A 25,023-nucleotide genomic window follows, 5' to 3' on the forward strand; every position below is an offset into this window, starting at 1 on the left:
GGATCGATCAAATCGACGGAAGAGTAGGGGAGTTGGGTGAACCGTGGGGAGACTGGACCCGGCCGTTACCGATGCGGCGTGCTCACCCGGTCATGTGGTGGGTGTGGGCCGGTGGCGTACTTACCCGGTCATGTGGTGGGTGTGGGCCGGTGGCGTACTTACCCGGTCATGTGGTGGGCGTGGGCCGGGGGCGTTGGTGGTTGCTGTCCGGTGGGTGGTTTCCACCGGCGAACCGGAAGCCCGCACCGCGCAAGCGCGGGCACCCCGGCCCGCTGGTCTTGTCTCGTCCTGGTGGGGAGGGGCCGTGCAGGGTCGGCCCCGCACTCACCCGGTCATGTGGTTGGCGTAGGCGGAGGCGACCCCCGCAAGACCCCCGTCCAGCGCGCGCACACCCGGAGGGCGCGGCACCATGGGGCCATGTTGCTGGCTCGACTCGTCGACGTGTCGCGGACCGTCGCCGCCACCTCCGCGCGGTCGCGGAAGATCGCCGCGCTTGCCGAGCTGTTCGCCGGCACCCGGCCCGCCGACGTCTCCCTCGTCATCTCCTACCTCGCCGGGCGCGTGCCCCAAGGCCGCATCGGCATCGGCTGGAGCGTCCTCAAGGAACCCGTGCCGCCCGCCGACGACCCCCGTCTCACCGTCGCCGGCACCGACACCGCGCTCTCCGCCCTCGCCGAGGTCGCAGGCCCCGGCGCCAAGGCCGAGCGCAAGCGCCTTGTGCGGGAGCTGCTCGCCGTCGCCACCCCGGCGGAGCAGGAGTTCCTGATGCGGCTGCTGATGGGCGAGGTACGCCAGGGCGCCCTGGACGCGGTCGCGCTGGAGGCCGTCGCCAAGGCGGCCGCCGCGCCCGCCGCGGATGTGCGCCGGGCCGTGATGCTGGACGGCTCGCTGCCCCGCGTCGCGGCCGCCCTGCTCGCCGAGGGGCCATCCGTCCTCGCGCAGTTCAGGCTGCGCGTCGGCAGCCCCGTACAGCCCATGCTCGCCCACACGGCGAAGTCGGTGACCGAAGCAGTGCAGGCGCTCCGGACCCCGTGCGTGGTCGAGGAGAAGCTCGACGGTATCCGTGTCCAGGTGCACCGCAGCGGCGACGGCATCCGGATCTACACCCGGTCCCTGGACGACATCACCGACCGGCTCCCCGAAGTCACCGCTGCCGCACGCGAGATGACGGGTGATCACTTCATTCTGGACGGTGAGGTGATCGCACTCGACGGCTCCGGACGCCCCGTCCCCTTCCAGGACATCGCCTCCCGCGTCGGCTCCCGCGTGGACGTGGACGCGGCCCGGGCCACGCTGCCCCTGTCACCCGTCTTCTTCGACGTCCTCGCCGCCGACGGCGAGCCCACGCTCGACCTCGACGGCGGCGAACGGCACGCCGTACTCGCCCGCCTCGTCCCCGAACCGATGCGGGTCCGCCGTACCGTCGTCGACGACCCCGCGTCGGCCCGACAGATCGCCGCCGCCGAGGAGTTCTTCACCGAGACCCTGCGCCGCGGCCACGAGGGCGTCCTGGTCAAGGCCCTCGACGCGCCGTACGTCGCCGGCCGCCGCGGCCGCTCCTGGCTCAAGGTGAAGCCCGTCCACACGCTCGACCTCGTCGTCCTGGCCGTCGAATGGGGGCACGGCCGGCGCGCCGGAGTGCTGTCCAACCTCCACCTCGGCGCACGCGCCGCCGACGGTACGTATGTGATGCTCGGCAAGACCTTCAAGGGGCTCACCGACGAGATGCTGCGCTGGCAGACGGACCGGCTGCGCGAACTGGCCATCGCCGACGACGGGTTCACGGTCACGGTCCGTCCCGAGCTCGTCGTGGAGATCGCGTACGACGGGGTGCAGCGCTCCCCGCGCTACCCGGCCGGCGTCGCCCTCCGCTTCGCCCGTGTGCTGCGCCACCGCCCCGACAAGTCCGCGCAGCAGGCCGACACCATCGAACAGGTCCTGGATTCCCGCGCCTGAACCGCACACGAGGATGTACGGCGGGCTCGCCCGGCGCACAGCGAAAGCACCCGGCCGGAGCCGCCCGGTGGTGGCGCGGGGAGGGCTGATCCGATCTATGGTGGCCGCAGTCGTCGCCGTCTCCCGAAGGGATCCCGGTCATGCCCACAGAGCCGCTGTCGCAGAAGGAGATCGAGGACCGGCTGCGGGAACTCCCCGGCTGGACCCTGGAGGGCGACCGGATCGCCCGCGCGTACCGGCTCCCGACGCATTTCGCGGCGGCCGCGATGGCCGTACACATCGCGCGGATCCAGGACGAGCTGAACCACCACTCGGATCTGACCCTGGGCTACAACACCCTGGCTCTCTCGGTGAACAGCCACGACGCGGGCGGCGCGGTCACCGAGAAGGACTTCGACCTGGCCCAGCGGGTGGAGCAGATCGCCCCGGCACACGGCGCCCGCTGACGGGCGGGGCCGCCGGTCAGCGGCCGGCGGCCATCGGTCGTCGTTCCCCGCTCGCCGGGCGCCAACCCGCCCCTTCCCGCTGTATCGATGTGCGGCTCCGCCGCGTGGGGGGCAAGCCCCCGGACCCCGTACGGCCTTCGGCCTTGTCCTCAAACGCCGGACGGGCTGAAGTTGCCCGGCCTTACCCCCAGGTGCCCTACCGCCACGCGCCCGACTCCGCCGCCTCCCGCGCGAAGGCCGTGAAGTCCTTCGGCTCCCGTCCGAGCACGCTGCGCACACCGATCGTCCGCGATGCGTTGTGCCCGTCGAGCAGCGTCGTGAACAACTCCGCAAGCCACTCCGAGTCCGTCGCCGGGAAGCCGAACTGCTGGAGCATCTCGGCATACTCGTCACCGGGCACCGGGATGTACCGCACCTCGCTGCCCGTCGCCCGGCCGATCTCCGTCGCCACCTCGTCGAAGGTGAGCAGCCGCGGGCCCGTCAGCTCGTGCACCAGCCCGACGTGCCCCTCATCGGTGAGCGCCGCGACCAGTACGTCCGCCAGATCGTCCGCGTGCAGGAAGGGTTCCGGCGTGGCTCCCCCCGGGAAGGGGATCTCACCGGTCAGCACCCCCTCGTACAACGCACCCTCGCTGAAGTTCTGCATGAAGAAGCTCGCCCGCACCACCGTCAGATCCACGCCCGAGTCCCGCAGCGCGTGCTCGGCGACCACCGCCTCCGGCTCGCCGCGCCCGGAGAGCAGCACCAGGCGCCCCACTCCGCTCGCGGCCGCCACGCGCCCGAAGGCCCGCATCGCATCGGGTGCGCCCGGGGCCGCCAGGTCGGGGTAGTACGCGACATAAGCCGCGTCCGCGCCGGCCAGCGCCGGCCCCCAGCTGGACTCGTCCTCCCAGTCGAACCGCACCGCTCCCTTGCGCGAGCCCGCCCGGACGTTCCTGCCGAGGGCCGCGAGCCGTTCCGCCACCCGGTGACCCGTCTTGCCCGAGGCCGCCGTCACCAACACCGTCTCCTGCTTCAGGTTCTCTGTCATGTCTCCAGGTTCGCGGCCCGGGCTTGGACTCTCCATGCGTCAGAGACTCAATGCCATACGCGTCCGTCTACGCTGAGAGTCATGGACGCTCTCGCCGGACTTCTGGACGGACCGCGCGCCAGGGGAGCGTTCCTGCTGCGCATGGTGATGGAGCCGCCGTGGTCCGTACGCATCGAGGACCACGCCCCGCTCACCCTGATGTGCGTCTCCGCGGGCGAGGCCTGGATCGTGCCCGACAGCGGTGACCCGGTGGTGCTGCGTCCCGGCGATGTCGCGATCGCCCGCGGCCCGGACTGTTACACCACGGCGGACGAGCCAACTCGCGAGCCGATGGCGTTGATCGGTCCCGGCGGCACCTGCCACACCCTGCAGGGCGAACCGCTCGCGGAATCCATGCACTTGGGCGTACGGAGCTGGGGCAACGACCCCGAGGGCTCGGCCACCATGCTGGTCGGGACGTACCAGATGGAGGGCGAGGTCAGCGGGCGACTGCTGGACGTCCTGCCCCAGCTGCTCCATCTGCCCGCCGACGTCTGGGACTGCCCGCTGTTGCCGGTGCTGGACGACGAGATCTCCCGGGACGATCCCGGCCAGAGCGTGGTGCTCGACCGGATTCTGGACCTGGTGCTGATCGCCGCGCTGCGGTCCTGGTTCTCGCGCCCGGACGCCAAGGCGCCCGCCTGGTACGTGGCGATGGGCGACCCGGTGGTCGGCCGGGCGCTGCGGCTGCTCCACGACGATCCCGCGCACCCCTGGACGGTCGCCCTGCTGGCGGCCAAGTGCGGGGTCTCCAGGGCCGGACTCGCCCGCCGCTTCAACGAGTTGGTGGGGGAGCCCCCGATGGCGTACCTCACCGGCTGGCGGCTGGCGCTCGCCGCGGATCTGCTGCGGGAGACGGACGCGACGGTCGAGGCGGTGGCCAGGAAGGTCGGCTACAGCGGCTCGTTCGCGCTGAGCGCCGCCTTCAAACGAGTACGCGGCGTCAGTCCGCAGGAGCACCGAACAGGTGCTCTTTTGCGGGAACGGCAACAACGCTTGCCGTGACGGCACGGGCCGCGCGACGCTGGGGCCATGAGCAATCATCACGACACGACGCACATCGACTGGGACGAGATGGGCCCGCTGCTGGAGCGCGGGGCGGAGCTGCAGAGTCCCCTGTACCGGCAGGCGGCGGCCTGGCTCGGTGAGCTGCTGCCGGCGGCCGGTATCCGGCGGATCCTGGACATCGGCAGTGGTCCCGGCGTGCTCACCTCGCTGCTCGCGGAGGCGTTCCCGCACGCCGAAGTGGTCGCCGTGGACGCCACGCCGCCGCTCCTGGAACGGGCGCGCATCCGGGCCGAGCGCGCCGGTTTCGGTGACCGCGTCCGTACGCAGTACGCCGAACTCCCCAGCAATCTGGATGAGTTGGGCGAGGCGGACCTGGTCTGGGCGGGCCACTCGGTGCATCACATCGGCGACCAGCGCGCCGCTCTCAGCGACCTCGCCCGGCTGCTGCGCCCGGGCGGAGTGCTCGCGGTGGTCGAGGGCGGACTGCCCACCCGCCATCTGCCGCGCGACATCGGCATCGGCCGCCCGGGTCTGGAGGGCAGGCTGGACGCGGCCGCGGGGGAGTGGTTCATCCAGATGCGGGCGGAGCTGCCCGGTACGAAGGACGAGGTGGAGGACTGGCGGGCGCTGCTGGCGGCCGGAGGACTCACGCCGAGCGGGACGCGCTCCTTCCTGCTCGACATCCCGGCGCCGGTCCCGGAGGCAGTCGGCGAACAGCTCGTCTCCGCCTTCGCCTGGCAGCGCAAGATCCTGGACGGCCGGCTCGCGGCCGACGACCTGGCCGTACTCGACCGGCTGCTGGACGCGGACGACCCGCAGGGCCTTCGGCACCGGGCGGACGCGTATCTGCTCACGGCACACACGGTGCACACCGCCCGCCGGGGCTGAATCAGGGGCAGGATGGCCTCATGCCCAAGCAGTCCGTTCTCTCCCTCTGGTCGAAGGACTCGGTGCTGTCGATCGGCTCGGTGGGCTCGGTGCTCTCCATCGGTTCCGTCGGGTCGGCGCTGTCCGTCGGCTCGGTCGGCAGCACCCTGTCCGTCGGCTCGATCGGCTCCGCCCAGTCGCTGTTCTCGGTGGGCTCGTGGCAGAGCACGGGGTCGCTGCTGTCCGCGCAGTCCCAGTGGTCCGTGCTCTCCTGGCGCTCGTCGCGCGGCTTCCTGGCCGCGGGGGCGATCGGCGCGGTCGCTGTTGCCGCCGGGGCCGCGCTGCTGGTCAGGAAGTGACCGGCTCCAACTGCCACCACTGACCGGGGGAGTCGGTGTCCTCCCACTGCTGCACATTCGCGCCGTCGTCCGTGCTGCCGTCGGCGACCTCGAGCATCAGCCCGCTGATGAAGCTGACGATGGTGACGGTGCCCGGCGCGTCCAGGTGCCGCTCGATGATCCACTCCTGGGCGCCGAAGTTGTTGGCCCTCCACTGCTGGATGTCGGCGCCGTTCTCGGTCGAGGCGTTCGCGACGTCCAGCCGCTTGCCGCTGGCCGCGTTCACGAAGTGGTAGAGCCCGCTGCCGTTGGGCACGGGGTCGATCTGCCACTGCTGCGCGGGCGAGCCGCTCTCCTTGCCCTGCTGGACATTGGCGCCGCCGCCCTTGGCCCCGCCGTACACCTCGAGCAGCAGCCCGCTGCCGATATTGCGTACCAGGTAGAGCCCGGGGGCCATCTCCGTAGACATGGACCGATTGTACGAATTGAGGTCCGTGCCGATGAACCACCCACCAGGCGTGGGCGGCGCCGTCCACGCGCTGATCGAGTCAGTGCACCACGACGGTGACGTGTTCCGAGGTCGTGCCGCCGCCCACCATCCGGAGCTTGTTCTGGCCCTTGAGACCGAGGTAGACACGCATCCTGTAGGTGGACCTGTGCGTGGTGTGCATCGAGGCGGGCAGCGACACCCACTGCTTGCCCTGCTTCTGCTGCAGGGTCACCTTGGTGCCGGGGGCCAGGTGTTCAGCGGTGCCGTACACCCGGAACTGCTGCCACGCCCCGATGCTGCCGACCGTGGCTCTCGCCGTCAGCGCTGGTCGTGCGGTGACCGGCTCCGAGGCCGGGGGCGTGGGAGGTGACGGGTCGACAACGGCCATGGCCACGCCGACGGACCCGGCCAGTACGGCTGCTGTCGCGATACCCATTACCGATGCGCGCTTGAAACGCTCCATGGAGCACTCTCCTTGGTGAAGGGGAACTACGGAGCGCCAAGACTAGGCATATGGCAAGAAAATATGAGGAATCGACGCGCTTAGAGCAAAACGACCTTGGGTTGCCGTCGCCGACGTTCCCCGCCGACTGGATTGCGCCAGGAGGAATCAGTGAGTATCGCGGGGCATCGAGTCCGGACAGCACGACGCCGCCGCCCGGAGTGAACCGGACGGCGGCGCGATACTTGGCCGGTCAGGCGCCGTACGCGAACGTCGCCGGGTCGGGGCCGAGCCGCTTGCCCTCGTCCAGCGCCGCGAACGCGGCCAGGTCGTCGGCGTCCAGCTCGAAGTCGAAGACGTCGAGGTTCTCCCGGATCCGGGACGGGGTCACGGACTTGGGGATCACCACATTGCCGATCTGCAGATGCCAGCGCAGCACCGCCTGGGCCGGCGTCCTGCCGTGCTTCTGCGCGATCGCGACGACCGTCGGGACCTCGAGGAGGCCCCTGCCCGAGCCCAGCGGGGACCAGGCCTCGGTCGCGATGCCGTGCTTCGCGTGGTAGGCGCGGAGCTCGGCCTGCTGGAGCTGCGGGTGCAGCTCGATCTGGTTCACGGCCGGCACGACCGAGGTCTCGCCCATGAGGCGCTCGAGGTGCTCCGGGAGGAAGTTCGAGACGCCGATCGCCTTGGCGCGGCCGTCCGCGTGGATCTTCTCGAAGGCCTTGTAGGTGTCCACGTAGGTGCCCTTGGACGGCAGCGGCCAGTGGATCAGGTACAGGTCGATGTGGTCGACGCCCAGCTTGTCCAGCGAGGCGTCGAAGGCGCGCAGCGTCGCATCGTATCCGTGGTCGGGATTCCAGAGCTTCGTGGTGATGAAGAGGTCCTCGCGGGCGACACCGGAGGCGGCGACGGCACGGCCGGTGCCCTCTTCGTTCTCGTAGGCGGCGGCGGTGTCGATGCTGCGGTACCCGGCCTCCAGGGCCGTGGCAACCGCCTTCGCCGCCTCGTCGTCGGGCACCTGCCAGACGCCGAAGCCGAGCTGCGGCATCGCGACGCCATTGTTGAGGGAGATTGAGGGGACCTTGCTCACGAGCGGTCGATCCTTAGGTCGTCGGTCGGTAATCCAGCGCTAACTGGTACTGCCAGCATTAACGATCACCCTCTCGGACGCATTCCCGGTCCCGAAGTTGGCCTGATACTGCTCCGGCCTTGTCTGTCAGAAGCGCGACCTCAGCTGTAGAGGGCGTCCACCTCGACCGCGTACGCCGACTCGATCGCCTTGCGCTTGAGCTTGAGCGAGGGGGTCAGCAGTCCGTGCTCCTCGCTGAAGGGGTGCGCCAGTATCCGGAACGTACGGATCGACTCGGCCTTCGACACCAGGGTGTTGGCGGCCACCACCGCCCGCCGGATCTCCTTCTCCAGATCCGGGTCCCGCACCAGGTCGGCCGCCGGGAGCGGGGGCTTGCCCTGCATGGCCAGCCAGTGGTCGATGGCCTCCTGGTCGACGGTGACCAGTGCCGCGACGTACGGACGGTCGTTGCCGACCACGATGCACTGCGACACCAGCGGATGGTTGCGCACCCGCTCCTCCAGGCCCACGGGCGAGACGCTCTTGCCGCTCGAGGTCACCAGGATCTCCTTCTTGCGCCCGGTGATGGTCAGATAGCCGTCCTCGTCGAGCGCGCCGAGGTCCCCGGTGGCCAGCCAGCCGTCGTGCAGTACGGCGTCGGTGGCCTTCGGGTCACCGAGGTACCGGGCGAAGATGTGAGGGCCGTGCAGCCACACCTCGCCGTCCTCCGCGATGTGCACCGTGGTGCCGGGGATCGGCTGGCCGACCGTGCCGTAGCGCGTGCGCTCCGGCGGGTTCGCCGTCGCCGCCGCGCTGGACTCGGTGAGTCCGTACCCCTCGAAGACGGTGACGCCGGCGCCCTCGAAGAAGAGGCCGAGCCGCCGGTTCATGCCCGAGCCGCCGGACATGGCGTGCCGCACCCGGCCGCCCATCGCGTCGCGGACCTTCCCGTACACGAGCTTCTCGAAGAGCTGGTGCTGTATCCGCAGCGCGGCCGAAGGCCCGGGGCCGAGTCCGAAGGCCCGGTGCTCCATGGCCTCCGCGTACTTCACCGCGACCTCGACCGCCTTGTCGAAGGGGCCCGTCTTGCCGCCCGCCTCCGCCTTGCGGCGCGCGGCGTTGAAGACCTTCTCGAAGATGTACGGCACGGCCAGGATGAACGAGGGCCGGAACGCGGCCAGATCGGGCAGCAGCGCGCTCGCCTGGAGTACCGGCTGGTGGCCGAGTTTGACCCGGCCGCGGATCGCCGCGATCTCGACCATCCGCCCGAAGACATGCGCCAGCGGCAGGAAGAGCAGTGTGGAGGGCTCGTCGCCCGGCTTGGAGTGGAAGACCGGCTCCCAGCGCGCCACCAGGGTCTCGGTGTCGAACATCAGGTTGGCGTGGGTGAGGACACAGCCCTTGGGGCGTCCTGTGGTGCCCGAGGTGTAGATGATCGTGGCGACGGAGTCGGGGGTCACGGCCCGCCGGTGGCGGTGCACCACGTCGTCCTCGATGTGCGCGCCCGCCTCGATGAGTTCGGGCACGGCGCCGGCGTCCAGCTGCCACAGCCGCTTCATCTGCGGCAGCCGGTCGATCACCGAGCCGATGGTCATGGCGTGGTCCTCGTGCTCCACCATGCACGCCGAGACCTCGGAGTCGTGCAGCATCCAGAAGACCTGCTCGGCGGATGAGGTGGAGTAGATGGGCACGGACTGCGCGCCGACACTCCACAGCGCGAAGTCGAAGAGGGTCCACTCGTAGCGCGTACGGCACATCAGCGCGACCCGGTCCCCGAACCGCACCCCGTGCGCCAGCAGCCCCTTGGCCAGCGCCAGCACCTCGTCACGGAACTGGGCGGAGGTCACGTCCTGCCATTGGCCGGCCTCGTCCTTGCGCCCGAGCGCGACCCGCTGCGGGTCGTCCTGGGCATGGTCGAACACCGCATCCGCCAGTCCGCCTACCTGAGGCGCCGCGGCCATGGGTGGGACAGTGAACTCGCGCAATGACCTGCTCCTTGTGACGCTCCGCACAGCGCCGTGACGCTACCCCACGGCGTCTTCGGGCGGGAGGGGCCTGCAGAACTGTGGACGAATGGCATCACCACAGGTCAGCCATAGATATCCGGCCACAGTTGGGAGGCCTGGGGCGGCGTTCTGACCGAAGAGTAAGAACCCCGCGCCCGAATCTCCACCGAATCTGTACGGGGTGATCACCGTCGCTCTACGGCGACGGGGCGATTGGTACGTACCTGCTCGGCCGGTGGCGCGGCGGACGCCCGTACCCACACCAGCACCGCGACGCCGGCCAGCAGTCCGACGACCCCGGCGACGACCGCCGCGGTGTTCAGACCCGAGGCGAACGCCGCGCGCAGCGCCTCCTCCGCCGTCGTATGCCGCAGCACCCCCGCCCCGCCGCCCGCGAGTGTGTGCGCCGCCTCCGTCGCCCCGTCCACGCCCGCGCGCTCCAGTGAGTGGGACATCCGCGCGGTGGCGACGGTGCCGAAGACGGCCACGCCGAGTGCGTAGCCGAGCTGGCGGAAGGTGTTGACCGAGCCGCCCGCCATTCCCGCGTTCCGCGGCGGTACGGAAGCGAGCGCCGCGCCCGCGAGCCCCGGCGAGACAAGACCCACCCCGATGCCCGCGACCGCGAGCCCCGCCGTCAGCGGCGCCCACCCCGAGTCCGCGTCCAGCACGGCCTGCCCGAGCGTTCCGGCGCCGATGAGCAGCAGTCCGCCGCCGATCACCAGCCGGTGCGGCGCGTCGTGCAGCAGCCGTCCCGACACCGCGGCCGCCACGAACGCCGTGGCGGCGAGCGGCAGCAGTGCGAGACCGGCTCCCACCGGGCTCATGCCGAGCACCGTCTGCAGCCAGATGGACGTGTACGGCAGCACCCCGAAGGCGGCCGCGTTGTAGGCCACCCCGGCCGCCATGACCGCGACGAACGACGGCCGCCGGAACAGCGACAGATCGATCAGGGGATGCGCGGCGCGGCGCTCGATCACGACGAAGGCGGCAAGCGCGAGAGCGGCCACGGAGAACGTCAGGCCCGTTCGGGACGAGGCCCAGCCCTCGGACCCGGCCCGCACCACGCCGTACGTGGCCGCCCCGGCGAACAGCGCGAACGCCGCCGTACCCGCCCAGTCGACGCGTCGCCCGCCCGCTCGCTTCGACGGCGCGATCGCGCGCAGGGTCAGCCAGACCGCCGCAACGCTCACCGGCAGATTGATGAAGAAGATCCACCGCCACTCCAGGCTCTGCGTCAGCACTCCGCCGAGCACAGGACCGAGCGCCGCGGCCGCTCCGCTGACCGCCCCCCAGATCCCCAGCGCGAAGGAGCGGTCCCGCCCCTCGTACGCCGCGGCCAGGAGCGACAGCGTGGTGGCGAACATCGCCGCCGCGCCGAGCCCCTGCACCCCGCGCATCGCGATGAGCGAGCCCGGTCCGGACGCCAGGCCGCAGCCGAGCGAGGCCAGAGCGAACAGCGCCGTGCCCGCCACGTACATCCGCCGGGGACCGACCACATCGGCGGCTGCCCCGGCGCCGAGCAGCAGCGCCGCCAGCACCAGCGCATAGATGTCGATCACCCACTGGAGTTCGGTGAGTGAGGCGGCAAGACCGCTCGCCATGTCGGGCAGCGCGACGATCACCACCGTCACGTCGAGCAGCAGCATGAATGTCCCCAGACAGACCGCGATCAACGGCCTCCACTTACGCATGACGTCCTCCGTCGGAATCGGTTTCCCTGCCTGCCGTACGATCCGGGAGAAGGGGCGTGATCCAGCGGTCACGACGCGCGTGTCACCGGAATCCGACATGAGGTGCATGATCAGCGATGGATTCCCACGCACTCGACGAACTCGACCTTCAGCTGCTGCACGCCCTGGACGTCGACGGCCGGGCCCCCTTCAGCCGGATCGCCGCCGTACTCGGCGTCTCCGACCAGACGATCGCCCGCCGCTACCGGCGGCTGCGCGCCGAGGTCGGTGTGCGCGTCGTCGGAGTCCGTGACGCGGAACGCCTGGGCCAGGACCGCTGGATGCTGCGGATGCGCTGCACGCCCGACGCCGCGGACTCCATAGCCCGGGCACTCGCCCGGCGCCCCGACACCGCCTGGATCGGCCTGACGTCGGGCGGTACGGAGGTGGTCTGCATGACCGTCAGCCGTACCCGCGGAGAACACGACGAACTGCTCCTCGGCAAGCTCCCGCGCACGCCGAGCATTGTCGAGATCCGGGCCCACCAGCTCTTGCACCGCTTCTACGGCGGGCCCTCGGGCTGGCTGGGCAAGAAGCAGGCACTCACCCCGGAACAGGCCGACGCGCTGCGCCCGGTCCACGCAGAACCGTCCGCCGCATCCGGAATCACCCCGGACGACGAGCCCCTGGTCGTCGCCCTCGAACGCGACGGCCGGGCCTCCTTCGCCGAGCTGCGGAAGGCCACCGGCCGCTCGGAGTCCGCTGTACGCCGCAGGCTCGACCAACTCCTGCGCTCGGAAGAGCTCTTCATCGACGTGCAGTTCGACCCCGAAGCCTTCGGCTACGGCACCCGCGCCCTCCTCTGGATCACCGCCGCACCCTCGGCGATGGACACCGTCGGCTGTGCCATCGCCCTGCACCCCGAGGTGGCCTTCGCCGGGGCGACGGCCGGTCACTGCAATCTGGTCGCGGTGATCGTCTGCCGCGACACGGCGTCCGTCTACCGCTACCTCAACGAGGATCTGGGGCGACTGGAGGGAGTGCAGCACGTCGAGTGCACGCCGGTGCTGCGGACAGTCAAACAGCTGACCTACGAGGAGCGTCGCTGATGCTGCCCGGCGGTCGGCGGCCGGCGGGTCCGTGCAGCCGGTCGCCCGCGGCCAGCAGCGCACCGGCCAGTGCGTCCGCGGCCTCCTGAGCAGCGGAGCGGCGGCGGCCGTGCAGCAGGACGAAGTCCACCGTGCCCAGCTCCGGCAGCCCCGCGCGGTCGGGGACGGGGACCAGACCGGGCGGGACCAGGCCGCGGGTGTGGGCCATCACCCCGAGGCCCGCGCGGGCTGCGGCGACCAGGCCGCTGAGGCTGCCGCTCGTACAGGCGATGCGCCAGGGGCGGCCGTGCCGCTCCAGGACGTCCAGCGCGCGGGCCCTCGTCACGGCCGGAGGCGGGAAGAGGATCAGCGGTACGGGCCGGTCCGGGTCGAGTCGTACGCCCTCGGCCGCGATCCAGATCAGGTGATCGCGCCAGACCAGTTCGCCATGGGTGTCGTCGGCCGCCCGGCGCTTGGCCAGCACCAGATCGAGCCGGCCCGCCTCCAGCTGCTTGTGCAGGGTCCCGGAGAGCTCGACGGTGAGCTCCAGATCGACCTCGGGGTGGTCGCGGCGGAAGGACTCCAGGATCTCCGGGAGCCGGGTCAGGACGAAGTCCTCGGAGGCCCCGAAGCGGAGCCGCCCGCGCAGCCGGGTACCCGCGAAGAACGCGGACGCGCGCTCGTGCGCCTGCAGGATCGTCCGGGCGAAGCCGAGCATCGCCTCGCCGTCCTCGGTGAGCTCCACGCTGTGGGTGTCCCGGCTGAACAACTGGCGCCCGGTCGCGTCCTCCAGCCGGCGCACATGCTGGCTCACCGTGGACTGACGCAGGCCGAGTCGGTGGGCGGCCTGGGTGAAGCTCAAGGTCTGGGCGACCGCGAGGAACGTGCGCAGCTGTGCCGGGTCGTACATACCCCAAGACTAGCCGCCTATCGCGATCCGTGATGACAGTCAGAGTGGTGTACGGGATTCCCGATCGCGCGGATCGGGAGGACCATGGGGCGGGCACGCCCTGAACCGAGAGCAAGTGGAGCACATGAGCCGCCGCACGTTGCCGTTGCCGTCCTGGCTGCCGATCGATCCGTACATCATGGCGCTGCTCGGCACCGTGGTCCTCGCGGCACTGCTGCCGGCGTCGGGGGCGGCGGCCGAAGTGGCCGGCGGGGCGTCGACCGGCGCGGTGGCCCTGCTCTTCTTTCTGTACGGCGCGCGGCTGTCGACGCGCGAGACGCTCGACGGGGTCAGGCACTGGCGGCTCCATCTGACCGTGCTCGCCTCGACGTTCCTTCTCTTCCCCCTGCTGGGCCTCGCGGCGAAGGGCCTCGAACCGCTGGTGCTGACCCCGCAGCTCTACAACGGGCTGCTGTTCCTGTGCCTGGTGCCGTCGACGATCCAGTCCTCGATCGCCTTCACCTCCATCGCCCGCGGGAATGTGCCGGCGGCGATGTGCGCGGGCTCCTTCTCCAGCCTCGCCGGCATCTTCATGACGCCCCTGCTGGCGGCGGTGCTGCTGGGCGGCAGCGCGGGCGGCTTCTCCGCGGACTCGCTGCTGAAGATCGTGCTGCAGCTGCTGGTGCCGTTCCTGGCGGGGCAGTTGCTGCGGCGCTGGGTCGGCGCGTTCCTGATGCGCCACAAGAAGGCGCTCGGTTACGTCGACCGCGGGTCGATCCTGCTGGTCGTCTACACGGCCTTCAGCGAAGGCATGGTCTCGGGCGTCTGGCACCAGGTGACACCGGCCGGGCTGGGCGTGCTGCTGCTCGTCGAGGCGGTGCTGCTCGCAGCGATGCTGGCGCTGACGTGGTACGGGTCGAAGCGGCTGGGCTTCGGCCGGGGGGACCGGATCGCGATCCAGTTCGCGGGTTCGAAGAAGAGCCTGGCGGCGGGGCTGCCGATGGCGAGCGTGCTGTTCGGGGCGCAGGCGAGTCTGGCGGTGCTGCCTCTGATGCTGTTCCACCAGATGCAGTTGATGGTGTGCGCGGTGCTGGCGAAGCGGAGGGCCCGGGATGTGCCCGGGCGAGCCGGCGGCCCGAGGCAGGGGGTGGTCCCCCTCCCACCCCACACGCCTGCCCGGTCCACCCCCATTCACTGATTCTTCGTTCAGTAGTTGCCAACTCTGCCCCGGCCCGCCCGACACTCCCCGCTAGCGTGCACTCGGTCCCCCCGACGATCGCCCCGCGGAGAAGTCCATGTGCAGTCCGCTTCACCAGCCCGACGGCCCGCTCGTCCCCGGCTCCAGCCGTCGTACGTTCCTCCGTGCCACCGGACTCGCGGGCGCCGCCACCGCGACCGCCGCCACCGGACTCGCGAGTGCCGCCACCCCCGCCGCGGCGCTGCCCCAACAGGTCGCACCCCACAACGCACCTGACAACGTTGCCAGCTGGCGTCCCGACACCGACAGCCCCAGATTCACGGTCGTCGTCATGCCGGACACCCAGTACCTCTTCGACGGCGCCAGCATCAACTCCGCGCCCGTCGAGGCCTCCCTGCGCTACATCCTCGACCACGGCCGCGACGAGAACATCGTCTTCCTCTCGCATCTCGGCGACCTCACCGAGAACGGGCAGCCGGGCGAATTCGGGCCGCTGAGCAAGGCCTTCGACCTCCTCGACCGCCGCCGCGTCGGCTACAGCGTCGTCGCGGGCAACCACGACATCAAGTCGTCGACCGACGACCAGCGCGGCCGCACCCCGTACCTGGACGCCTTCGGACCGCAGCGCCTGCGCCGGCTGCCCACCTTCGGCGGGGCCACGCCCGACGGCTACAACACGTACCACCTCTTCCGTGCAGCCGGCCGCGAGTGGCTGGTCCTCGCGCTCGACTGGCGCCCCTCGGCGGCGGGCCTCGCCTGGGCCAGGGACGTCATCGCCGAGCACCCGAAGACGCCGGTCATCCTCACCACGCACGAGCTCGTGTACGCGGACAACTCCGGTGACGAGGCCGAGTTCTCCGCGCACGGCAAGCACCTGTGGGACGAGCTGATAGCCGGTCACGACCAGATCTTCCTCACGCTCAACGGCCACTACTGGCCCGCCGCCCGCACCACCCGCCGGAACGACGCGGGCCACGACGTACATCTGCACATCACCAACTACCAGAACCGCTACTACGGCGGCAGCGCGATGATCCGCCTCTACCGCTTCGACCTCGCCAGGAACACCATCGACGTGGAGACCATCTCCCCGTGGATCCTCGGCCGCGCGGGCGACAGGCTCAACGAGCTGGAGCGCCGGGAGATCGAAATGACCGGCTCCCAGGACCTCTTCTCCGTGCCCCTCGACTTCGAGAGGCGCTTCGCGGGCTTCGCGCCCGTCCCGGCACGCGGGCCGCGCCCCGCCGCGAAGATGCTCGTGCCCGGCACCGTCGCGTACTGGCGCTTCGACGGCTCGCACCAGAGCGGCTCCCCGGGCGACGCCGCCCTCCGCGTCCCCGACCTCTCCGGGCACCGCAACGACCTGATGCGGGAGGCGGTCCCCGGCAGCCCGGCCGAGACGCTCCGCTGGTCCGACAGCCACCACCCCGACCAGCCGGGACACGGCAGCCTGTACTTCGACGGCAGCAAGCCCCCGCTGCGCGGCGCGTATCTGCGTACGGCCAACGGCGCCCCGCTCAACGCCAAGACCTTCCGCTCCGGTTACACCGTCGAGGCGTTCCTCAGGCTCCCCGCCGACTGGGACGCCGGACGTCACGCCTGGGGAGCCGTACTCGGCCGCCGGGGCACCCTCGGCGCGGGCGGCAAGACCGAAGGCGACCCGGACGAGCCCCTGCTCACCCTCTCCGTCTCCGACGGACCGGGACTCCAGTGGGCGGCCGCGCCGCTGAACCAGCCGGGGCTCGTCACCAACTGGGGCCATGAGCTGGAGCGCGAGACCTGGTGGCATGTCGCCGTCGTCAACGACGGAAGGCACACCACGATGTACGTCGACGGCTGCCCGGTCGCCCGCAACCCCGCCACCCGCACCACCGGACTCGCCACCCTCGGACTGCCCTGGCTGGTGGGCGGCTACGAGTACGGCGGCGTACTGGACCGGCTGATGCACGGCTGGCTCGGCGACATCAGGATCGTCGAACGCGCCCTGCCCGTACGCGACTTCATGATCGCCTGACGTCCGCGACGCAGCCCGCTCCATACCCACTGCCCGCGCCACCCATCGCCCGCGCCACCCACCGAGGAGAGCCATGCCGAGCCCGAATCAGCCCCTGCCCAGCTGGGCGGACCCCGACGTCCCCGCGGACTCGCTCGACCCGCAGGGACTCTCGCGGCGCGGACTGCTGCGCACCGCGGGCCTGTTCGGCGCCGCCTTCGCGGGCGGCGCCCTCCTCGGGCCCACCGCGGCCGAGGCGCACACCCCCGCCTGGGGCGACCCCGACCTCGCCTACCTCGTCGGCGACCACCATGTGCACTCCGTCTACAGCCATGACGCGAAGTACACCTTCTCCCAGCTGGCCACCGCCGCCTCCCGGTACGGCGTCGACTGGATGGTCCTCACCGAGCACAGCAACTTCGGTCACGCCAGGGCCGGCGGCGCCGACGCCGAGCACCGGGAGATCCTCAGGGCGCGCGCCGACAACCGCCGGATGCTGATCTTCCAGGGCCTGGAGTGGTACATCCCCGGCGCCGAGCACGCCACCGTCTTCTCCCCGCCCGGGCGCCACGAGGTCGAGCTGCTCACCCGCTTCGAGGAGGCCTACGACGGCAAGCTCCTCGGCTACACCGCGGGCGCCCCCACCCACCCGGACACCCCGCGCAACGAGGCCCACGCCGTCAAGGCCCTGCAGTGGCTCGACCAGCAGCGCCGCCGCGGATATGTCGACGACGTCCTCGTCCTCGCCAACCACCCGCAGCGCCTCGGCATCGACTCCCCGCACGAGATGCGCGCCTGGCGCGACGCCGCGCCCGGGATCATGATCGGCATGGAGGGCGCGCCCGGCGCCCAGGGCGCCGCGCACCCCGGCCGCGGAGCCTCCAGTATCCGCGGAGAGTACGAGAACTCTCCTTCCGCGAACTCCTGGCCCGGCTTTCCGCGCGAGGCCTATGTCACGTACGGCGGTTTCGACTGGGCGACCGCGACCGTCGGCGGCCTCTGGGACGCGATGCTCGCCGAGGGCAAGCTCTTCTCGATCACGTCCAACTCGGACGTTCACCGGGTCGTGTTCGACACCTGGAAGAACGGTGACTGGCTGCCCGGCCAGAACTTCGACAACACCGGCCGGCTCCCGGACCCCGTCAACACCACCGAGCCGCAGCCCGGCAGCGACCTCTGGCCCGGCCAGTTCAGCCGTACGCACGTCGGCGTGACCCGCTACGGCTACCGCCAGGTGATGGCGGGCCTGCGGGCGGGCCGCGTCTGGGTCGACCACGGCCAGCTCATCGACGGCATCGACGTACGCGTGAACCGGGAGCACGGCATCGGCCGCGGCGTCACCCTCGGCGGGCGGCTGCGCGTACGACGCGGCGAGAAGATCGTCCTCAACGTCACCGTCACCACCGCGTCCCGCCCCAACCACCACGGTGAGGTGCCGCGACTGGCCCACCTCGATGTGATCCGCGGGGCGGTGTGCGGACCGGCCGCCGACCGCGACGAGTGGCGCGCGCCCGACACCAAGGTCGTGCACACCGCCGACGTCGAGGGCCGCACGGGCCGCTACACCCTGCGTATCCCGCTGGGCAGGGCCGAGGAGTCCTGCTACCTGCGGCTGCGCGGCAGCGACGGCAAGCGCAACGGCCCCGGACGCCTGGGCGCGTCCGTCGACCCGCACGGTCCGATCACGCACGAGCCGGGCAACGGCGACCCGTGGGTGGACACCTGGCTCTACACCAACCCGGTCTTCGTGGACGTGGTCCGCTGAGGGACCTGGCACGGGAGGGACCCGGCACGGAGGGACCCGGCCGGCGCAGGGGGCGCTCCCCGCCGGCCGGGCCCGTATCCCGTGCAGCGGGGGCGCCTCAGACCCCGGTGCTCAGGGCGATGCGCTCGTCGCCCGCGTACACGTTCATATTGGCGCCGCGCAGAAAGCCGACCAGGGTCAGACCCGCCTCGGCGGCCAGGTCGACGGCGAGCGACGACGGGGCCGAGACCGCGGCCAGGACCGGGATACCGGCCATCACCGCTTTCTGTGCCAGCTCGAAGGACGCCCGCCCCGACACCAGCAGGATCACCCGCGACAGCGGCAGCCGGTCGTCTCGGAGCGCGCGGCCGACGAGCTTGTCGACCGCGTTGTGCCGGCCGACGTCCTCCCGTACGTCCAGCAGCTCGCCCTCCTCGGAGAAGAGCGCGGCCGCGTGCAGACCCCCGGTCCGGTCGAAGACCCGCTGCGCCGCCCGCAGCCGGTCGGGGAGGCGGGCGAGCAGCGCGGGCTCGACGCGGACCGGGGGAGTGTCGGCGATCGGGAAGCGGGCGGTGGTGCGTACGGCATCCAGGCTGGCCTTGCCGCACAGACCGCAGGACGACGTGGTGTAGACGTTGCGCTCGAGCGTGATGTCGGGGACGGGCACGCCGGGCGCGAGCTGGACGTCCACCACGTTGTACGTGTTGGTCCCGTCGTCCTTCGCACCGGCGCAGTACACGATGTTGCGCACCTCGCCCGCCGCCCCGAGCACGCCCTCGCTGACCAGGAAGCCCGCCGCGAGCGCGAAGTCGTCGCCCGGGGTGCGCATGGTGATCGCGAGCGGCTTGCCGTTGAGCCGGATCTCCAGGGGCTCCTCGGCGACCAGGGTGTCGGGACGGCTCGACACCACCCCGTCCCTGATGCGGATGGTGCGGCGGCGCTCGGTGACCCGTCCCATGGCCATCACATCCGATTCTGTACGTGCTGGTAGCCGAAGCGGCCCTTGATGCAGAGGTTGCCGTGGGTCACCGGGTTGTCGTGCGGCGAGGTGACCTTGACGATTTCATTCTCCTGCACATGCAGAGTGAGGTTGCAGCCGACGCCGCAGTAGGCGCAGACCGTGGTCGTCTCCGTCTGGGCGGCCTCGTCCCAGGTGCCGGCCTCGCGCATGTCGAATTCGGTCTTGAAGGACAGCGCGCCGGTGGGACAGACCTCGATGCAGTTGCCGCAGTAGACGCAGGCGGAGTCGGTGAGCGGGGCGTCGTGCTCGGTGGAGATACGGGTGTCGAAACCGCGGCCCGCGACGGCGATGGCGAAGGTGTTCTGCCACTGCTCGCCACAGGCGTCCACGCACTTGTAGCAGAGGATGCACTTGTCGTAGTCGCGGACATACAGCTCGTTGTCGACCTTGGGTTCTTCGTTGACGCGGGCCGCGTCCGCGCCGAAGCGGGCCGGCTTCGCCTCGTACTCCTTGATCCACTCGGCTGCGCGCGGGGTGGTCGACAGATCCGTGGACGAGGCGAGCAGCTCCAGCACGATCTTGCGGCTGTGCCGGGCGCGCTCGGTGTCGGTGCGCACCGTCATGCCCGCCTCGGCGCGGCGGGAACAAGCGGGCGCGAGCGTGCGCGCCCCCTCCACCTCCACCACGCACACCCGGCACGCGTTCTTGGGCGTGAGCGTGTCGCCCTCGCACAGGGTCGGGATGTCCTTGCCGGCGCCTCGGCAGGCGTCCAGGATCGTCGATCCCTCGGGGACGCGTACGGGCTGCTCGTCGAGCGTGAACTCGACGAGCCTGCGCGGCGGCTGAAGCGGTACCACGGTCATTCGTAGGCTCCCAGCCGGTCGATGGCGGATTCGACGGCGTTCCAGGCGGTCTGTCCGAGACCGCAGATCGAGGCGTCGCGCATGGCCCGGCCGACCTCGCGCAGCAGCACGATGTCGTCAGCGGCGTCGGCGCCCGTACGGTCCTTGATGCGGTGCAGGGCCTCCTCCTGGCGGACCGTGCCGACGCGGCAGGGAACGCACTGCCCGCAGGACTCGTCCCGGAAGAACTCCGCGATGCGCAGCAGGATGCGAGGCAGTTCCACGGTGTCGCCGAGGACGAGCACCACGCCGGAGCCGAGCGTCGTGCCCGCGGCCCGGGTGCCCTCGAAGGTCAGCGTTATGTCCAGCTCGTCGGGGCGTACGAAGCTTCCGGCGGCCCCGCCGAGGAGCACGGCGCGCATGGCCCCGGGCGGCCCGGCGAGCTCGATCAGCTCACGCAGCGTGGCCCCGAACGGCAGCTCGTACACGCCCGGCCGGCCCACATTGCCGGAGAGACAGAACAGCTTGGTCTCCTCGGCCCGGCCGGTGAGGATGGGCAGGACATTGACCAGCGTCTCGACGTTGTTGACGGCCGTGGGCTTCCCGAAGAGGCCCTTCTCGACGGGGAAGGGCGGCTTGGAGCGGGGCTCGCCGCGGTACCCCTCGATGGAGTTGAAGATCGCTGTCTCTTCGCCGCAGATGTACGCGCCGGCGCCGCGGCGTATCTCGATGTCGAACGCGTACCCCTGGCCGAGGACGTCCTCGCCGAGCAGTCCGCGTGCCCTGGCCCGGGCGATGGCGTTGCCGAGCCGCTCGAGGGCGCGGGGGTACTCACCTCGGAGGTAGAGGTATCCCTGGTGCGCGCCGATGGCGTAGCCCGCGATGGTCATCGCCTCGATGAGGGCATACGGATCGCCCTCCATCAGGACGCGGTCCTTGAAGGTGCCGGGCTCGCTCTCGTCGGCGTTGCAGACGAGGTAGTGCGGGTGGTCGGGCTGGGAGGCGGTGGCCTGCCACTTGCGACCGGTCGGGAAGGCGGCACCGCCGCGGCCGAGGAGTCCGGCGTCGGTGACTTCGCGGATGACGGCGGCGGGGCCGATGGCGAAGGCGCGACGGAGGGCGGCGTAGCCGCCGTTGGCGCGGTAGTCGTCGAGGGAGGTGGGGTCGACGAGCCCGACGCGCTTGAGGAGCACCAGCCCCGGATCCCCGGCCTGTGGCACGGCTGCGGCGGCGGGGGGCTCGTCGGGCGCGTGCTGCGGGGCGTTGACGGCGGAGACGACGGCCTCGACGCCGGCCGGGGCGATGACGGCGGTGGCGTAATACTCAGCCCCTCCGGGCACACCCAGCCCCGCCGGCGATTGAGGCGCGGGGTCCGGGGCGGAGCCCCGGGGAGCGGGGGGCGCGGAGCCCCGGGAAGGCGCGCCCGCCTGGAGCAGCAGCGCCGCCGGGGCCCGCTCGCACAGGCCCAGGCACGGGCTCGGCTGCACGGCCACGTCCGGGCCCAGCCCTTCGGCAAGCGCCGTCGAACCACCGCGCGCCGCACACGCCAGGTCCGTACACACGTGCAGCACCTTCGACGCCCGTGGCTTCACCGAGAACATGGAGTAGAACGTCGCCACCCCGTACGCCTCCGCCGGCGGCACCGTGAGCCGCCGGCAGATGTAGTCCAGCGCGCCCTCGCTCAGCCAGCCCACCCGGTCGTTCACCGCGTGCAGCGCCGGCAGCAGCAGGTCACGCCGGTCGCGGGCCGCCGCGCCACCGCGCGCCCAGCGCAGGTCCTCGTCCGTACGCTCGGTGCCGCCCTCCCAGCCCGTGCCCGCCGGGCCCAGCAACCCGTCGACAGCGGCCCGTTCGTCGTCCGACACCTTCGCCGCGTCCGCGAATTTCAGGTCCATGCGGGTACCAACTTCTCTATCCGGATGGCGGAGGCCTTGAACTCGGCCGTACCGGCGATCGGGCAGTTCGCCTCGATCGTCAGCTGGTTGGTGTCGACCTCGTCCGGGAAGTGCATGGTCATGAAGGCCAGCCCGGGCCGCAGCGCGGGGTCGACCCACACCGGCGCCGTCACCGAGCCCCGCCGCGAGGAGATCCGTACCTCCTCGCCGACCGAGACGCCGTAGGCTTCGGCGTCCTCCGGGCACAGCTCGATGTACTCCCCGCGCCGCATCGGAGACGCGAAACTCCCGCTCTGTACACCGGTGTTGTACGAGTCGAGCCGCCGCCCGGTCGTGAGCCGCAGCGGATACTCCTCGTCCGTCAGGTCCACCGGAGGATCGTGCTGGACCAGACCGAAGGCCGCCGGAGTGCCGCGCCTGACCGGGTCCGTCTCCCACAGCCGGCCGTGCAGGTAGCTGGAGGGCAGCTCCTCCATGTCCGGGCACGGCCACTGCAGGCCCTGGTGTTCCTCCAGCCGGTCATACGTCATCCCGAAGTGGTCGGGGGACAGGGACCGCAGCTCGTTCCAGACGGTCTGCGAGTCCGTGAACTTCCAGTCGTGGCCCAGCCGTTCGGCCATCGCGCAGATGATGTCGATGTCCTCGCGCGCCTCACCCGGCGGCACGAGCGCCGCCCGCACCCGCTGGACCCGCCGCTCGCTGTTGGTCGTCGTGCCGTCCGTCTCGGCCCAGGCGGCCGTCGCGGGCAGCACCACATCCGCCATCTCCGCCGTCTTGGTCAGGAAGATGTCCTGCACCACCAGATGGTCGAGCGCGGCCAGCCGCCGGATCGCCTGCTCGCTGTCCGCCTCGGACTGCGCCGGGTTCTCGCCGATGCAGTACACCGCACGCAGCTCACGGGTCTCCATCGCCTCGAACATCTCGGTGAGCGTCTTGCCGTACCGCGGCTGGATGACCGTGTCCCAGGACTGCTCGAACTTCACCCGGGCGACCGGGTCGAGGATGTCCTGGAAGCCGGGCAGCTTGTTCGGGATCGCGCCCATGTCGCCGCCGCCCTGGACGTTGTTCTGGCCGCGCAGCGGCTGGACCCCGGCGCCGTACCGGCCGACATGGCCCGTGAGCAGCGACAGATTGATGAGTGCCCGCACGTTGTCGGTGCCGTTGTGGTGCTCGGTGATGCCCAGGGTCCAGCACAGCTGGGCCCGTTCGGCGGTGGCGTACGCGTGCGCCAGCTCGCGGATCGCCGCCGCCGGCACACCTGTCACCTTCGCGGCCGCCGTCAGTGTCCACGGCTCGACGAGCTGCGCGTACTCCTCGAAGCCGGTCGTCGCCCGCTCCACGAAGGCCCGGTTGACCAGACCGGCGTGGATGATCTCGCGGCCCACCGCGTGCGCCAGTGGAATGTCCGTGCCGACGTTCAGCCCGAGCCAGCTCTCCGCCCACTCCGCCGTCGAGGTCCGGCGTGGATCGACGGCGTACATCCGCGCCCCGTTCCGTATCCCCTTCAGGACGTGCTGGAAGAAGATCGGGTGCGCGAAGCGGGCGTTGGAGCCCCACATCACGATCAGGTCGGTGTGATCGACCTCTTCGTACGAGGAGGTGCCGCCGCCGGAGCCGAAGACGGCCGACAAGCCCGCCACACTCGGCGCGTGGCAGGTGCGGTTGCAGGAGTCGACATTGTTGGTGCCCATCACCACGCGGGTGAACTTCTGTGCCACGTAGTTCATTTCGTTGGTGGCGCGGGCGCAGGAGAGCATCGCGAAGGCATCTGGACCGTACGTCTCACCGGCCTGCCGGAACCCGGCCGCGGCCCGCTCCAGCGCCTCGTCCCAACTCGCCCTGCGCAACTGGCCCTTGCCGTCGCGGACCAGCGGATGGGTGAGCCTCGGATACTGCTTCTGCGGCTTCTTCTTCATGCTGCGCTCCCTGTTGAGGAGGTCGTGGTCGTGGCAAGCAGATCGGCGAGCGCGTGCACGGCGCACAGTTTCGGTACGGGGGTCTTCGTAAGGGCGGCCAACTCGACGACGGCCGGGAGCAGCACGTCCAGTTCGAGTGGTTTGCCCTTCTCCAGATCCTGGAGGGTGGAGGTCTTGTGGTCGCCGACGCGCTCGGCGCCCGCGATGCGCCGCTCCACGGAGATCTTGGGGTGGCAGCCGACCGCGGCCGCGACTTCGAGCGTCTCGCGCATCATCGTCTCGACCAGCGCCTTGGTGTCCCGGTGGCGGCAGATCTGCGCCATCGTGGCCCGTGAGAGCGCGCTGATCGGGTTGAAGGAGATATTGCCGAGCAGCTTGATCCAGATGTCGTTGCGCAGATCGGGCTCGACGGGGCATTTGAGCCCGCCGGCGACCATCGCCTCGCTGAAGTCGAGGCAGCGCCGCGACACGGTCGGATCGGGTTCGCCGATGGAGAAGCGGGTGCCTTCCAAATGGCGTACGACACCGGGGGATTCGAGCTCGGTCGCGGCATAGACGACACAACCGATGGCCCGCTCGGGCGGCAGCGTCGCGCTGACGGCGCCGCCCGGGTCGACGCTCTCGATGCGGCGTCCCGTGTACGGGCCGGGCAGGCCGTGGAAGTACCACCACGGGATGCCGTTCTGCGCGGCGATGACGGCCGTGCGCTCGTGTAGCAGCGGATGCACCAACGGGCCCGACCCCGCATAGGAGTTGGCCTTGAGTCCGAGGAATACGTAGTCGACGGGCCCGACCGAGGACGGGTCGTCGGTGGCATGGGGCCGTGCGACGAAGTCGCCGCGCGGGCTGAGCACCCGCACGCCGTCACGGCGCATGGCCGCCAGGTGCGGGCCGCGGGCAATGAGATGGACCTCGGCACCGGCGCGATGGAGCGCGGCCCCGACATACGCGCCGATGGCACCGGCGCCGACAACTGCGACTTTCACGGGGCTCTCCGTTCGGTTGAGCGACCGAGCGAGGGAGGAGGCGTTGAGGGTTTGAGTCGACAGAATATTGTCTACAGTATGCCTTCCAGAGGGTCAAGAGTCGGGTCAAGGCTCGTCGCACCCTTGGAGAAGCTCCAAAGTCCGGGCCGG

Annotated in this window: 21 protein-coding genes; 9 read left to right on the forward strand and 12 right to left on the reverse strand. The window is 71.0% G+C overall.

The annotated features are described in order from the left end of the window. Positions 1-417 precede the first annotated feature (417 nt). Together SLUN_RS32815 and SLUN_RS32820 are read left to right on the forward strand one after the other, a co-directional pair. Positions 418-1,956: an ATP-dependent DNA ligase gene (locus SLUN_RS32815; protein ID WP_108153559.1), complete on the forward strand. Its 1,539-nt coding sequence runs from the start codon at positions 418-420 to the stop codon at positions 1,954-1,956. 140 nt (positions 1,957-2,096) lie between these two features. Beyond that, positions 2,097-2,402, forward strand: a complete 306-nt coding sequence (locus tag SLUN_RS32820; protein ID WP_108153560.1) for a 4a-hydroxytetrahydrobiopterin dehydratase — start codon at positions 2,097-2,099, stop codon at positions 2,400-2,402. Positions 2,403-2,598: 196 nt separating this feature from the next. Here the strand turns inward: SLUN_RS32820 and SLUN_RS32825 are convergent, their stop codons facing one another. After that, positions 2,599-3,432 (reverse strand): NmrA family NAD(P)-binding protein, encoded by an 834-nt coding sequence (locus SLUN_RS32825; RefSeq protein ID WP_108153561.1) that lies wholly within the window; start codon positions 3,430-3,432, stop codon positions 2,599-2,601. An 81-nt stretch (positions 3,433-3,513) separates the two neighbouring features. Between SLUN_RS32825 and SLUN_RS32830 the strand changes: the two genes are divergently transcribed. The 3 genes from SLUN_RS32830 to SLUN_RS32840 are packed head-to-tail and all read left to right on the forward strand — an operon-like array spanning position 3,514 to position 5,705. Beyond that, a complete protein-coding gene (locus tag SLUN_RS32830) occupies positions 3,514-4,476 on the forward strand; it encodes an AraC family transcriptional regulator (RefSeq protein WP_108153562.1) in 963 nt (320 codons plus the stop codon). 27 nt (positions 4,477-4,503) lie between these two features. Then, positions 4,504-5,367: a class I SAM-dependent methyltransferase gene (locus tag SLUN_RS32835; protein WP_108153563.1), complete on the forward strand. Its 864-nt coding sequence runs from the start codon at positions 4,504-4,506 to the stop codon at positions 5,365-5,367. Between the two features lie 20 nt (positions 5,368-5,387). Beyond that, complete coding sequence (locus SLUN_RS32840) at positions 5,388-5,705, forward strand: hypothetical protein (RefSeq protein WP_108153564.1); 318 nt, start codon at positions 5,388-5,390, stop codon at positions 5,703-5,705. Here the strand turns inward: SLUN_RS32840 and SLUN_RS32845 are convergent. The 5 genes from SLUN_RS32845 to SLUN_RS32865 form a co-directional block, all read right to left on the reverse strand. Further along, positions 5,695-6,153 carry an RICIN domain-containing protein gene (locus tag SLUN_RS32845; RefSeq protein ID WP_108153565.1) on the reverse strand — a complete coding sequence of 153 codons (459 nt, stop codon included), beginning with the start codon at positions 6,151-6,153 and terminating at the stop codon, positions 5,695-5,697. The genes SLUN_RS32840 and SLUN_RS32845 overlap by 11 nt on opposite strands. Positions 6,154-6,232: 79 nt before the next feature. After that, positions 6,233-6,637, reverse strand: coding sequence for a hypothetical protein (locus SLUN_RS32850; protein ID WP_108153566.1), 405 nt, complete (start codon positions 6,635-6,637; stop codon positions 6,233-6,235). 232 nt (positions 6,638-6,869) lie between these two features. After that, the gene (locus SLUN_RS32855) at positions 6,870-7,706 is read right to left on the reverse strand and encodes an aldo/keto reductase (protein ID WP_108153567.1); all 837 of its coding nucleotides are present in this window, start codon (positions 7,704-7,706) and stop codon (positions 6,870-6,872) included. Between the two features lie 140 nt (positions 7,707-7,846). Next, positions 7,847-9,646: an AMP-dependent synthetase/ligase gene (locus tag SLUN_RS32860; RefSeq protein ID WP_108153568.1), complete on the reverse strand. Its 1,800-nt coding sequence runs from the start codon at positions 9,644-9,646 to the stop codon at positions 7,847-7,849. A gap of 230 nt (positions 9,647-9,876) precedes the next feature. Then, on the reverse strand, positions 9,877-11,382 hold the full coding sequence (locus SLUN_RS32865; protein WP_108155069.1) for an MFS transporter: 1,506 nt from the start codon (positions 11,380-11,382) through the stop codon (positions 9,877-9,879). A gap of 116 nt (positions 11,383-11,498) precedes the next feature. Here SLUN_RS32865 and SLUN_RS32870 point away from each other — a divergent pair, with 116 nt between their 5' ends. Continuing rightward, complete coding sequence (locus SLUN_RS32870) at positions 11,499-12,470, forward strand: Lrp/AsnC family transcriptional regulator (protein ID WP_108153569.1); 972 nt, start codon at positions 11,499-11,501, stop codon at positions 12,468-12,470. Here SLUN_RS32870 and SLUN_RS32875 read toward each other — a convergent pair. Beyond that, positions 12,439-13,359, reverse strand: coding sequence for a LysR substrate-binding domain-containing protein (locus SLUN_RS32875; protein WP_108153570.1), 921 nt, complete (start codon positions 13,357-13,359; stop codon positions 12,439-12,441). The genes SLUN_RS32870 and SLUN_RS32875 overlap by 32 nt on opposite strands. Positions 13,360-13,483: 124 nt before the next feature. Between SLUN_RS32875 and SLUN_RS32880 the strand changes: the two genes are divergently transcribed. From SLUN_RS32880 to SLUN_RS32890, 3 genes are all read left to right on the forward strand, one after another. After that, positions 13,484-14,536, forward strand: coding sequence for a bile acid:sodium symporter family protein (locus tag SLUN_RS32880; protein ID WP_108155070.1), 1,053 nt, complete (start codon positions 13,484-13,486; stop codon positions 14,534-14,536). 97 nt (positions 14,537-14,633) lie between these two features. After that, complete coding sequence (locus tag SLUN_RS32885) at positions 14,634-16,550, forward strand: LamG-like jellyroll fold domain-containing protein (RefSeq protein WP_108153571.1); 1,917 nt, start codon at positions 14,634-14,636, stop codon at positions 16,548-16,550. 73 nt (positions 16,551-16,623) lie between these two features. Continuing rightward, positions 16,624-18,294, forward strand: coding sequence for a PHP domain-containing protein (locus SLUN_RS32890; protein ID WP_108153572.1), 1,671 nt, complete (start codon positions 16,624-16,626; stop codon positions 18,292-18,294). A gap of 97 nt (positions 18,295-18,391) precedes the next feature. Here SLUN_RS32890 and fdhD read toward each other — a convergent pair whose 3' ends face one another. From fdhD to SLUN_RS32915, 5 genes are read right to left on the reverse strand one after another with little or no spacing between them, the layout of a single operon-like run. Next, on the reverse strand, positions 18,392-19,231 hold the full coding sequence (fdhD, locus tag SLUN_RS32895) for a formate dehydrogenase accessory sulfurtransferase FdhD (RefSeq protein WP_108155071.1): 840 nt from the start codon (positions 19,229-19,231) through the stop codon (positions 18,392-18,394). A 5-nt stretch (positions 19,232-19,236) separates the two neighbouring features. Continuing rightward, the gene (locus tag SLUN_RS32900) at positions 19,237-20,097 is read right to left on the reverse strand and encodes a 2Fe-2S iron-sulfur cluster-binding protein (protein ID WP_108153573.1); all 861 of its coding nucleotides are present in this window, start codon (positions 20,095-20,097) and stop codon (positions 19,237-19,239) included. Beyond that, the gene (locus tag SLUN_RS32905; protein ID WP_108153574.1) at positions 20,094-21,971 is read right to left on the reverse strand and encodes an NADH-ubiquinone oxidoreductase-F iron-sulfur binding region domain-containing protein; all 1,878 of its coding nucleotides are present in this window, start codon (positions 21,969-21,971) and stop codon (positions 20,094-20,096) included. The genes SLUN_RS32900 and SLUN_RS32905 overlap by 4 nt, the downstream gene beginning before the upstream one ends. Then, entirely contained in the window at positions 21,962-23,887 is a 1,926-nt protein-coding gene (locus tag SLUN_RS32910) for a molybdopterin oxidoreductase family protein (RefSeq protein ID WP_108153575.1), read from the reverse strand. Before SLUN_RS32910 ends, SLUN_RS32905 begins: the two co-directional genes overlap by 10 nt. Continuing rightward, complete coding sequence (locus SLUN_RS32915) at positions 23,884-24,939, reverse strand: 2-dehydropantoate 2-reductase (RefSeq protein ID WP_306610759.1); 1,056 nt, start codon at positions 24,937-24,939, stop codon at positions 23,884-23,886. Before SLUN_RS32915 ends, SLUN_RS32910 begins: the two co-directional genes overlap by 4 nt. Between the last annotated feature and the right edge of the window lie 84 nt (positions 24,940-25,023).

Origin of the sequence: Streptomyces lunaelactis, from assembly GCF_003054555.1 — a bacterium.
Classification (GTDB): domain Bacteria; phylum Actinomycetota; class Actinomycetes; order Streptomycetales; family Streptomycetaceae; genus Streptomyces; species Streptomyces lunaelactis.

Bases quoted from the DNA above. Each gene is read 5' to 3' on its own strand.
- SLUN_RS32880 (WP_108155070.1), top strand. From the start codon at position 13,484: ATGAGCCGCCGCACGTTGCCGTTGCCGTCCTGGCTGCCGATCGATCCG.
- SLUN_RS32860 (WP_108153568.1), bottom strand. From the start codon at position 9,646: ATGGCCGCGGCGCCTCAGGTAGGCGGACTGGCGGATGCGGTGTTCGAC.
- SLUN_RS32815 (WP_108153559.1), top strand. From the start codon at position 418: ATGTTGCTGGCTCGACTCGTCGACGTGTCGCGGACCGTCGCCGCCACC.
- SLUN_RS32910 (WP_108153575.1), bottom strand. From the start codon at position 23,887: ATGAAGAAGAAGCCGCAGAAGCAGTATCCGAGGCTCACCCATCCGCTG.
- SLUN_RS32830 (WP_108153562.1), top strand. From the start codon at position 3,514: ATGGACGCTCTCGCCGGACTTCTGGACGGACCGCGCGCCAGGGGAGCG.
- SLUN_RS32825 (WP_108153561.1), bottom strand. From the start codon at position 3,432: ATGACAGAGAACCTGAAGCAGGAGACGGTGTTGGTGACGGCGGCCTCG.
- SLUN_RS32820 (WP_108153560.1), top strand. From the start codon at position 2,097: ATGCCCACAGAGCCGCTGTCGCAGAAGGAGATCGAGGACCGGCTGCGG.
- SLUN_RS32835 (WP_108153563.1), top strand. From the start codon at position 4,504: ATGAGCAATCATCACGACACGACGCACATCGACTGGGACGAGATGGGC.
- SLUN_RS32845 (WP_108153565.1), bottom strand. From the start codon at position 6,153: ATGTCTACGGAGATGGCCCCCGGGCTCTACCTGGTACGCAATATCGGC.
- SLUN_RS32900 (WP_108153573.1), bottom strand. From the start codon at position 20,097: ATGACCGTGGTACCGCTTCAGCCGCCGCGCAGGCTCGTCGAGTTCACG.
- SLUN_RS32890 (WP_108153572.1), top strand. From the start codon at position 16,624: ATGCCGAGCCCGAATCAGCCCCTGCCCAGCTGGGCGGACCCCGACGTC.
- SLUN_RS32905 (WP_108153574.1), bottom strand. From the start codon at position 21,971: ATGGACCTGAAATTCGCGGACGCGGCGAAGGTGTCGGACGACGAACGG.
- SLUN_RS32850 (WP_108153566.1), bottom strand. From the start codon at position 6,637: ATGGAGCGTTTCAAGCGCGCATCGGTAATGGGTATCGCGACAGCAGCC.
- SLUN_RS32865 (WP_108155069.1), bottom strand. From the start codon at position 11,382: ATGCGTAAGTGGAGGCCGTTGATCGCGGTCTGTCTGGGGACATTCATG.
- SLUN_RS32840 (WP_108153564.1), top strand. From the start codon at position 5,388: ATGCCCAAGCAGTCCGTTCTCTCCCTCTGGTCGAAGGACTCGGTGCTG.
- SLUN_RS32870 (WP_108153569.1), top strand. From the start codon at position 11,499: ATGGATTCCCACGCACTCGACGAACTCGACCTTCAGCTGCTGCACGCC.
- SLUN_RS32885 (WP_108153571.1), top strand. From the start codon at position 14,634: ATGTGCAGTCCGCTTCACCAGCCCGACGGCCCGCTCGTCCCCGGCTCC.
- fdhD (WP_108155071.1), bottom strand. From the start codon at position 19,231: ATGGGACGGGTCACCGAGCGCCGCCGCACCATCCGCATCAGGGACGGG.
- SLUN_RS32875 (WP_108153570.1), bottom strand. From the start codon at position 13,359: ATGTACGACCCGGCACAGCTGCGCACGTTCCTCGCGGTCGCCCAGACC.